Origin of the sequence: Streptomyces longispororuber (assembly GCF_024448165.1) — a bacterium.
GTDB lineage: Bacteria > Actinomycetota > Actinomycetes > Streptomycetales > Streptomycetaceae > Streptomyces > Streptomyces longispororuber_A.
On sequence record NZ_JAMOLN010000298.1, the window covers coordinates 1 to 9605 of the forward strand.

9 protein-coding genes are annotated in these 9605 nt (G+C 72.5%); 5 read left to right on the forward strand and 4 right to left on the reverse strand.

All coding sequences use genetic code 11. The features are described 5' to 3' along the window. The 4 genes from M4J07_RS44260 to M4J07_RS44275 all read left to right on the forward strand — a co-directional run. A partial coding sequence (locus M4J07_RS44260) for a GntT/GntP/DsdX family permease (RefSeq protein ID WP_255982337.1) occupies positions 1-1379 on the forward strand: 1379 nt, incomplete at its 5' end. A 43-nt stretch (positions 1380-1422) separates the two neighbouring features. After that, a complete protein-coding gene (locus tag M4J07_RS44265) occupies positions 1423-2190 on the forward strand; it encodes an SDR family oxidoreductase (RefSeq protein WP_255982339.1) in 768 nt (255 codons plus the stop codon). A 61-nt stretch (positions 2191-2251) separates the two neighbouring features. Beyond that, entirely contained in the window at positions 2252-3286 is a 1035-nt protein-coding gene (locus M4J07_RS44270) for an L-idonate 5-dehydrogenase (protein WP_255982341.1), read from the forward strand. A 63-nt stretch (positions 3287-3349) separates the two neighbouring features. After that, positions 3350-4354 carry an aldo/keto reductase gene (locus M4J07_RS44275; protein WP_255982343.1) on the forward strand — a complete coding sequence of 335 codons (1005 nt, stop codon included), beginning with the start codon at positions 3350-3352 and terminating at the stop codon, positions 4352-4354. A 39-nt stretch (positions 4355-4393) separates the two neighbouring features. Here M4J07_RS44275 and M4J07_RS44280 read toward each other — a convergent pair whose 3' ends face one another. The 4 genes from M4J07_RS44280 to M4J07_RS44295 form a co-directional block, all read right to left on the reverse strand. Continuing rightward, complete coding sequence (locus M4J07_RS44280) at positions 4394-4999, reverse strand: cytochrome b/b6 domain-containing protein (RefSeq protein WP_255982345.1); 606 nt, start codon at positions 4997-4999, stop codon at positions 4394-4396. Then, positions 4983-5636 (reverse strand): molybdopterin-dependent oxidoreductase, encoded by a 654-nt coding sequence (locus M4J07_RS44285; RefSeq protein WP_374215192.1) that lies wholly within the window; start codon positions 5634-5636, stop codon positions 4983-4985. The genes M4J07_RS44280 and M4J07_RS44285 overlap by 17 nt, the downstream gene beginning before the upstream one ends. A gap of 187 nt (positions 5637-5823) precedes the next feature. Then, on the reverse strand, positions 5824-7353 hold the full coding sequence (locus M4J07_RS44290; protein ID WP_255982349.1) for an APC family permease: 1530 nt from the start codon (positions 7351-7353) through the stop codon (positions 5824-5826). Positions 7354-7376: 23 nt separating this feature from the next. Next, entirely contained in the window at positions 7377-8354 is a 978-nt protein-coding gene (locus M4J07_RS44295; protein WP_255982351.1) for a hypothetical protein, read from the reverse strand. Between the two features lie 353 nt (positions 8355-8707). Here M4J07_RS44295 and M4J07_RS44300 point away from each other — a divergent pair, with 353 nt between their 5' ends. Then, positions 8708-9598, forward strand: a complete 891-nt coding sequence (locus M4J07_RS44300) for a DMT family transporter (protein WP_255982353.1) — start codon at positions 8708-8710, stop codon at positions 9596-9598. The last annotated feature ends 7 nt before the right edge of the window (positions 9599-9605 follow it).

Genomic DNA, 9605 nt, shown 5'->3' on the forward strand with positions numbered 1-9605 from the left:
CAGCGGACACCGTCGAGCCGATCACCTCCGCGGGCCACGCCCAGCTCGGGATCGCCGTACTCGCGGGCATCGCCGTCATCGTCCTGCTCATCACGAAGTTCAAGCTCCACGCCTTCCTGGCGCTCACCATCGGCTCGCTCGCGCTCGGCGCGTTCGCCGGGGCGCCGCTCGACAAGGTGATCACCAGCTTCTCCGCGGGCCTCGGCTCCACGGTCGCCGGTGTGGGCGTCCTGATCGCGCTGGGCGCGATCCTCGGCAAGCTGCTCGCCGACTCCGGCGGCGCCGACCAGATCGTCGACACGATCCTCGCCAGGGCGGGCAAGTCCGGCGGCAGGGCGATGCCCTGGGCGATGGTCCTGATCGCCTCGATCATCGGACTGCCGCTGTTCTTCGAGGTCGGCATCGTGCTGCTGATCCCGGTCGTCCTGATGGTCGCCAAGCGCGGCAACTACTCGCTGATGCGCATCGGCATCCCGGCCCTCGCCGGCCTGTCGGTCATGCACGGTCTGATCCCGCCGCACCCCGGCCCGCTCGTCGCGATCGACGCGGTCAAGGCCAACCTCGGCATCACGCTCGCGCTCGGCGTCCTGGTCGCCATCCCGACGGTGATCATCGCCGGTCCGGTGTTCTCGAAGTACGCCGCCAAGTGGGTGGACGTCCCGGCCCCCGAGAAGATGATCCCGGCGCGCGCCTCGGACGAGCTGGAGAAGCGCCCGAGCTTCGGCGCCTCCGTCGCGACCATCATGCTCCCGGTCGTGATGATGCTGTCCAAGGCCCTCGTCGACATCATCGTGGACAACCCCGAGCACACCGTCCAGCGCGTCTTCGACGTGATCGGCTCGCCGCTGATCGCGCTGCTCGCCGCCGTCATCGTGGGCATGTTCACCCTCGGCGGCGCGGCCGGCTTCACCAAGGGCAAGCTGCAGGCCACCACCGAGCGGTCGCTCGCCCCGATCGCGGGCGTGCTCCTCATCGTCGGCGCGGGCGGCGGCTTCAAGCAGACCCTCATCGACTCCGGCGTCGGCCAGATGGTCCTGGACATCTCCAAGGACTGGTCGATCCCGACGCTGCTGCTCGCCTGGCTGATCGCGGTCGTGATCCGGCTGGCCACGGGATCGGCGACGGTCGCCACCGTCTCGGCGGCCGGTCTGGTCGCGCCCCTCGCGGCCGGCATGACCGACACGCACACGGCGCTCCTGGTCCTCGCGATCGGTGCGGGCTCGCTGTTCTTCAGCCATGTGAACGACGCCGGCTTCTGGCTGGTCAAGGAGTACTTCGGACTCAGCGTCGGGCAGACGGTGAAGACCTGGTCGGTCATGGAGACGCTCATCTCCGTGGTCGCGGGAGCCATCGTCCTGCTGTTGTCCGTGATCATCTAGAACTGCTGTCCCCACCCGGCGGACCACGAGGAGGAGCACGCCGATGAGCCACCCCCTGTTCGACATCGGCGGCCGCACCGCCCTCGTGACCGGATCGAGCCGCGGGATCGGGTTCGCCCTGGCCCGCGGCCTCCTGGAGGCCGGCTGCACGGTGGTGCTCAACGGCCGGGACACCGGCCGTCTGGAGGAGGCCGCCCGGGAACTGGGCGGCGCCCCCGGCGCCGTGCACACCGCGGCGTTCGACGTCACGGACGGGCCCTCCGTGGCCGCCGGGATCGCGGACGTCGAGGAACGGGTCGGCCCGCTCGACATCCTCGTCAACAACGCGGGCGTGCAACTGCGCGCCCCGCTCCTGGAGTTCACCGACGCCGACTGGCACCGGATCCTGAACACCAATCTGACGAGCGCGTTCCTGGTGGCCCGGGAGGCCGCGCGCGGCATGGTCGCGCGCGGCCACGGCAAGATCGTCAACATCTGCTCGCTGCAGAGCGAGGTGGTCCGCCCGGGCATCGCCCCGTACGCGGCCACCAAGGGCGCCCTGAAGATGCTCACCAAGGGCATGTGCGCCGACTGGGGCCCGTCGGGCGTCCAGGTCAACGGGCTCGGCCCCGGCTACATCGAGACCGAGCTCACCCGGCCCCTCGTCGAGGACGAGGAGTTCAGCGCCTGGGTGCGCCGCCGCACCCCGGCCGGACGCTGGGGCCGCACCGAGGACCTGGTGGGCGGGGTGCTGTTCCTGGCGTCGCCCGCGGCGGACTTCGTGAGCGGGCAGGTGCTGTACGTCGACGGCGGCATGACCAGCGTTCTGTAGTCGTCCGTGGTCGTCTGTAGTCGTCTGTAGTCGTCTGTCTGTGGTCGGTGGAGGAGTTCCCGTGCTCGGTTGTGTGATCCACGGCGCCGGTGATCTGCGCGTCGACGACCTGCCCTCCCCCGAGCCCGGCCCCGGCGAGGCCCTGGTCGCGGTCCGGTACGGCGGGGTGTGCGGCTCCGATCTGCACTACTGGCGGCACGGCGGCGTCGGCGACTTCCGGCTGACGGAGCCGATGGTGCTGGGCCACGAGGTCGTCGGCACGGTCGCCGGCCACGGACCCGGCACCGAAGGACCGGCCCCCGGCACCCCGGTCGCCGTGCACCCGGCGACCCCCTGCGACACCTGCCCGGAGTGCCGGGCCGGACGGCGCTCCATCTGCCGCGACACCCGCTATCTGGGCAGCGCAGCCCGCACCCCGCACGTCCAGGGCGGCTTCGCGGCCGAACTCGTCGTCCCCGCCGCCCAGTTGAGGGCGTTGCCGGACGGTCTCCCGCTGGACCGCGCCGCCCTCGCCGAACCCCTGTCGGTGGCGCTGCACGCGGTGCGCCGGGCCGGGGACGTCGCGGGGCGGCACGTCCTGGTGACCGGGGCGGGACCGATCGGCTGTCTGGTCGTCGCCGCGGCGAAGGCGGCCGGGGCGGCCCGGGTGACCGTGACGGACCTGCTGCCGAAGGCCCTCTCGTACGCCGCCGTCGCGGGCGCCGACACGCTCGTACGGGCCGACGACCCGGCCGATCCCGGGTGGCCGGACGAGGCGGACGCGCCGGACCTCGCGATCGAGGCGTCCGGGGTCGCGGCCGGGCTCGACACCTGTCTGCACCGGGTGCGGCGGGGCGCCGTGGTGGTGCAGCTGGGGATGCTGCCGCCGGGGCAGAGCCCGTTCGCCGGGAACCTGCTGGTGAGCCGGGAGATCGAACTGCGCGGCGCGTTCCGCTTCGACACCGAGTTCGACGACGCGATCGCGCTGCTCGCGCGGGAGCCGGCGCTCGCCGGACTCGTCAGCGCGGTGGTGCCGGTGGCCGACGCGGCGCGGGCGTTCGCGCTCGCCGCGGACCGCTCCGCGGCGTGCAAAGTGCTGCTGGACTTCGGGAGTTGAGCGCTCCGCCCCCGCCGGAAGGGTCTTGACTTCGAGAGCGCTCCAGCACGTTTACTACCGGCCATGCGATACACCCAACTCGGACGCACCGGACTCAAGGTCAGCAGGCTCGTGCTCGGCACGATGAACTTCGGCGGCCAGACCGACGAGAAGGGCAGCCACGCCCTCATGGACGCCGCGCTCGACGCGGGTCTCAACTTCTTCGACACCGCGAACATCTACGGCACGGCCGACGACCGGGGCGCCACCGAGCGCATCCTCGGCTCCTGGTTCGCGCAGGGCGGGGACCGCCGCGACAAGGTGGTCCTCGCCACCAAGGTCTACGGCAACATGGCGGGCGGCCCCATCAACGAGGAGCCGTGGCCGAACCACTACAAGCTCAGCGCGGTCAGCATCCGCCGCGCCGTGGACGCCTCGCTCAAGCGCCTGGGCACGGACCACATCGACGTCTACCAGTTCCACCACGTCGACCGGGACACCCCGTTCGACGAGATCTGGCAGGCGATGGACGTCCTGATCCAGCAGGGCAAGATCCTCTACGCGGGCTCGTCGAACTTCCCCGGCTACAAGATCGCGCAGGCCAACGAGACGGCCGCCCGGCACGGCCGGGTCGGTCTCGTCAGCGAGCAGTGCCTCTACAACCTCTTCGAGCGGCGGGCCGAGATGGAGGTCATCCCGGCGGCCCAGGAGTACGGCCTCGGGGTCATCCCCTGGTCGCCGCTCCACCAGGGCCTGCTCGGCGGCGCCCTGCGCAAGCAGCGCGAGGGCGTCGGCTCCCGCACCCTGATGGGCCGGTCCGCCGACGGCATCGCCGACGCGAAGGTGCGGGCGCAGATCGAGGCGTATGAGAACGTCGTCGACGAGCACGGCCTCGAACCCGGCGAGGTGGCCCTCGCCTGGCTGCTCGGCCGTCCCGGGGTGACCGGGCCGATCGTCGGCCCGCGCACCGGGGAGCAGCTGGACTCGGCGCTGCGGGCGGTCGAACTCGACCTGCCGGAGAGCCTGTTGACGGCGCTCGACGAGATCTTCCCCGGTCCGGGTCCGGCGCCGGAGGCGTTCGCCTGGTGACCTCCGGGTGACCTGCGGGAGCACGGCGTACTGCCGTCGTCACGGCAGCCACTCGCCGTGCTCCCGCCGCGCCCAGTCGCGTCGTACGAGGCCGGTGCGCATGCCCCGGCGGGCCTCCGGGTCACCGGCCGCCATGCCGACGTGCCCGGCGATCACGATGCCGAGGGCGAGCGCCAGCCAGTCGTGCACGAAGGTGCTGCCGGTACGCCAGGCCAGCGGGGCGAGGTGCGTGAACCACATCAGCAGACCCGTGCCGAGCATGACGAGGACGGCGCCCGCGAGCCAGGCCGCCCACAGCTTCTGCCCGGCGTTGAACTTGCCCGCGGGCCGGCCAGGCCGGCGCCGGAGCACGGCGCGCAGCCACGCCCGGTCGTGCGGGCCGAACCGGTTGAGACGGCCCAGGTCGGCCCGGAAGGCCCGGGAGACGAGACCGGCCAGGAACGGGACGGGCAGCAGCAGTCCCGACCACTCGTGCAGCGTGACGACGAGGGCGCGGCGCCCGACGAGTTCGGCGAGCTGCGGAAGGTACAGACAGGCCGCGGTCGCCACGCAGACACCCATGAGGACGGCGGTGCTGCGGTGCACCCAGCGCTCGGCGGGCGTGAACCGCCGTACGCGGTCCGCGAGTTCAGTCGGTGGGTGCATCGCCGCGCCCGTTCGACCGGCCGACCCAGGCGTCGACGTCGTAGCCCCGGTGCTCCCAGTAGCCCGGCTGCACGTGGTCGGTGACGGTGATTCCGGAGAGCCACTTGGCCGACTTGTAGAAGTACATGGGAGCCACGTAGAGGCGCACCGGTCCGCCGTGCGCGTGCGCGAGGTCCTTGTCCCGCATCTTCAGCGCCACCAGTACGTCGGGACGGCGGGCCTGGTCGAGGGTGAGGCTCTCGCTGTACGTGCCGTCGAAGCAGGTCAGCCGGACCGCCCGGGCGGAGGGGCGGACGCCGGCGGCGTCCAGGAGCCGGGAGAGCCGCACGCCCTGGAACGGGGTGGCCGGGACGCGCCAGCCGGTCACGCACTGGACGTCGCGGACGAGGCGGGTCTGCGGCAGGGCCCGCAGTTCGGGGAGCGTGTAGCCGGCGGGGCGGTCGACGAGGCCGTCGACGGTGAGGCGGTAGTCGGCGGCGCTCTTGTGGGGCACGGAGGCGGCGACGGAGTAGTAGCGGAAGCCGCCGCCGTTGGGCAGGAGGTCGCTGACGCCGGTGGGGTCCTTCGCGGCGAACGACTCCAGGACGCGCTGCAGGGCGGGGGCGGCCGCGACGCCGAGTGCGCCCGCGCCGGCCATGCCCAGGATCAGGCGGCGCCCCACGGGGGCGCCGCCCTCTGTGTCGGGCCGGGGCCCGGGTTTCGGTGTCACCCCTCGATTCGAGCATCAGGGGGTGGCCGCGAACCAGTCCTGGGCCCCGACCGTCAGCTTTCCGTCACTTTTTCCCCTGGGTCACCCGACTCAAGCCCCCCCCGGTCGCCGGAGGCTAGTTCGCCTTCTTCTCCAGTTGGAACGCCTCGTTGCCCAGGCCGATGCGGGCGTGGGCCTGGGGGTTGCGGCTGCGGAGGATCAGGCTGTAGGCGACACCCACGAGTGCGGCCAGGACGATGATGCCGGGGAGCAGCCAGTTCAGGGCGGAGTCGGGGCCGGAGCCGACGAGGACGTCGAAGTCCTTGACCGTGTAGCCCGCGATGACCAGCAGGGCGAGCCCGGCCACGCCGGAGGCGACGAGCCGCCACGCCTGCGCACCCGCCGCACCGCGCTTGGCGAAGAAGACGATGACCGCGAGGGACGCCGTGGCCATGAGCAGGATGACGCCGAGCGCGCCCACGTTGCCGCCCCACGTGAACAGGTGGAGGACCGGCGCCGTCGGGTCCCCGGCCGGGCCGTCGTCCGCGACGGCGAACCCGATGACGACGAGCAGCGAGATCACCGACTGGAGCACCGAACCGGTGCCCGGCGCCCCGCTCCCGCTGTGGGTGCGGCCGAACGTGGCGGGCAGCAGCCCCTCGCGGCCCATCGCGAACGCGTACCGTGCGACGACGTTGTGGAAGCTGAGCAGCGCCGCGAACATGCCGGTCACGAAGAGCACGTGGACGACATCGGTGAAGGTGCCGCCGAGCCGGTCCTCGGTGAGGCCGAACAGCAGGCCGGCTGACTGCTTCTGGGCGGCGCCGACGATCCCGGCGGGCCCGGTGGCCACGGTCAGTGCCCACGAGCTGATCGCGAAGAAGACGGCGACGCCGCCGACCGCGAGGAACATGACGCGCGGGACGAGGATGTGCGGGCGGCTGGTCTCCTCCGCGTAGACCGGCGCCTGCTCGAAGCCGGTGAAGGCGGCGATGCAGAAGCACAGGGCCGTGCCGAGGCCGACCCCGGAGAGCGTCTCGGGGTTGAAGGCGTGCAGGGACAGGCCCTGGCTGCCCGGGTCGCCGATCGCCGCGATGTCGAAGACGACCACGACGGCGACCTCGATGAGCAGCAGCACGCCGAGGACCTTGGCGTTCACGTCGATCTTCAGCAGGGCGAGCACTCCGACGGCGACGACGGCCAGCAACGCCGGGATCCACCAGGCGAGTTCGACGTCCAGGTACTGCTGGGCGAGTCCGGCGACCTCGAAGCCGAACATGCCGTAGATGCCGACCTGGAGGGCGCTGTAGGCGACGAGCGCGACGAGGGCCGCGGCGGCGCCGGTGGTCGGGCCGAGGCCCCGGGATATGTAGGCGTAGAACGCGCCGGCGTTGTGCACGTGCCGGCTCATCTCCGCGTAGCCGACGCTGAACAGGGTGAGCACGACGCCGAGGATGAGGAAGAGCAGCGGCTGGCCGACCACGCCCATCACCGCGAACGTCGTCGGCATCACCCCGGCCACGACCATCAGGGGCCCGGTCGCGGCGAGCACGGACAGGAGCAGCCCCGTCGTGCCCAGGCGCCCGGCGCGCAGCGCGCTCTCCTCCCCCACATAGGTGTTGATGCCCGGCTCCGCCGTGGCCGGTCTGCTCTCGCTCGTGGTCATGGAGCTTGATCCCCTCATGTGGTCTAGGCAGAGCCGAGCGCGGCACTGCGCGCGGCGCGGAAGGCTTCGTACGGGTCCCGGTCGGGGTACGACCAGGGCGCCGCCGTGACGTAGGTGCCGATGCGGTGGAACAGGGCGGCCGCCTCGGCGGGGCGGCCCTCGCAGTACTTGGCATGGGCGAGGAAGTTGAGGTCGATGCGGCCGCGCGGGTGGGTGACCCCGGCCCGGTCGTGCGGGTCGCCCCACTCCAGCCACCAGTCGAACGCGGCCTTCATGACGAGGCGGGCGCGCCGCCCGGTCCAGTGCCCGGACGCCTTGGGGTCGTCCGGTTCGCTGCCCGCCCTGGCGAGGACGCGGTAGCGCTCGGCGTGCGCGACGACCGGGAGGACCGCCAACGGCGAGCCGGGCGGCGCCTGTTCGGCAGCCCAGGCCGCGAAGTCGTACACCTCGTGCAGCGGGTCCTGGCCCGCGCCGGGGCGCCGCTCGGCGAGCCTGGCCACCATCAGGTGGTGGGCGTGGTGGTGTCCCGGATGCCGGTGCCGTACCTCGTCGAAGAGCCGGACGACGTCCTCCTCGCGCCCCAACTCCCGCTCCAGGAGCAGCAGTCCGAGCCAGGGGGTCGGGTCGTCGGGCACCAGGGCGGTGGCGTCGAGGCAGGCGTCGCGGGCCTTGTCGGGGCGCATCTTGCCGGCCACGGCGCGGTGCACGGAGGCGCAGGCGAGCAGCACGACGGCGTCCGTGGACTCGGGTTCGACGAGGCGCCAGTCGCGGACCCAGGCACTCGCGGTGGGTTCCTGCGCGAGCCCCATGACGCGGTGGCCGCGGCGGTCCCAGTCGTCCCCGGTGGCGGCGAGCAGTTCCCTGGCCTCGGTCCAGCGGCCCTGGGCAAGGGCGGCCCTGGCGGCGACGAGGTCGGTGTCGTCGAGTGCGGGGTCGCCGAAGTTCGAGGAGAGTGCGGCCTTCTTGCGGGGGCGCCCGAGCGGAGGCGGGGGTGGGGACACCGCGGCGGTTCCTCTACGACTTTTCAGAGACGAAGGTGCACGTGCGTGCGGCGACGGCGCGACACTGCGGCCGGGGCGCGAATGATCACGCACAGCAAAGCGGTACGGGGTGCTCCGCGTCAAGGGTGATCAGGTGACGGACTTCACCAACTCGACCCCGAATCCTTCGAGTTCATCCAGATGTCACCTCACCCGCCGCCGCCACCAGCGGCGTTGCCCGTGTGACACGAGTACATTGCGGTCCCGTCTCGGCCGTACGGGTCCGGTCGCCCGTGGAGCGGGGTGTGCCGCGGGGCGCTATCGTCGGCGGTACCCACCCTCTGCAAGTCCAGCAGCCGTCCGAGGTGCGCAGCGTGTCGGTTCTCGTTCTCGTCCTCGCCGTGAGCGCGGCGTTCTGTCTGGGCGTCGGATTCGTCCTCCAGCAGAACGCGGCGGCCCGTGCCCCGCTCGGCGACTTCCTCTCCCCGCGACTGCTGCTCGATCTGGTGCGGGTGCCGCGCTGGCTCGCCGGGATAGGGCTCATGGTGTGCGGCATGATCCTCGGCGCGATCGCGCTCGGCGGGGGCGAGGTGACCCTCGTCGAACCGCTCCTCGCCACGAACCTGCTCTTCGCCCTCGCCCTGTCCCGCCGCCAGACGAGACAGCCGCTCGGCCGCCAGGGCTGGGGCGGACTGCTGCTGCTCGCGGGCGGCGTGACGGCGTTCATCGTGGCCGGTCAGCCGCGCGGCGGCAGCGCGGTCGCCGATCCGCTGCGGCACTGGCTGATCATCGGCGTGATGGTCGGCACCGCCCTGCTGCTCGCCGGTTTCGCGAAGCGCTCGCGGCTGATCGCGGGCCCGGTGCTGCTCGCGGTGGCGGCGGGCCTGCTGTACGGGGTGCAGGACGCGCTGACCCGGGTGAGCGGGCAGCGGCTGTCGGCCGGGGGCTGGACGACGCTGTTCACCGGGTGGCAGCCGTACGCGGTGGTCGTGCTCGGGGTGACCGGTCTGGTCCTGGTGCAGAGCGCGTTCGAGACGGCGCCGCTGCGGATGTCGCTGCCCGCGCTCACCGCCGCGCAGCCCCTCGCGGGGATCGCGTGCGGTGTGGGGTTCCTCGGGGACCGGTTGCGTACGGATGTGGGGGCGTTGGCGTGGGAGGCGGCGGGGCTGGCCGGGATCGTGGCCGGCGTCATCCTGCTGGGCCTGCATCCCGCGATGCCGGGCGCGGCCGCGCGGGGGCGGGACCGGGCCGGGGTGGGCGTCTGAGGAACGG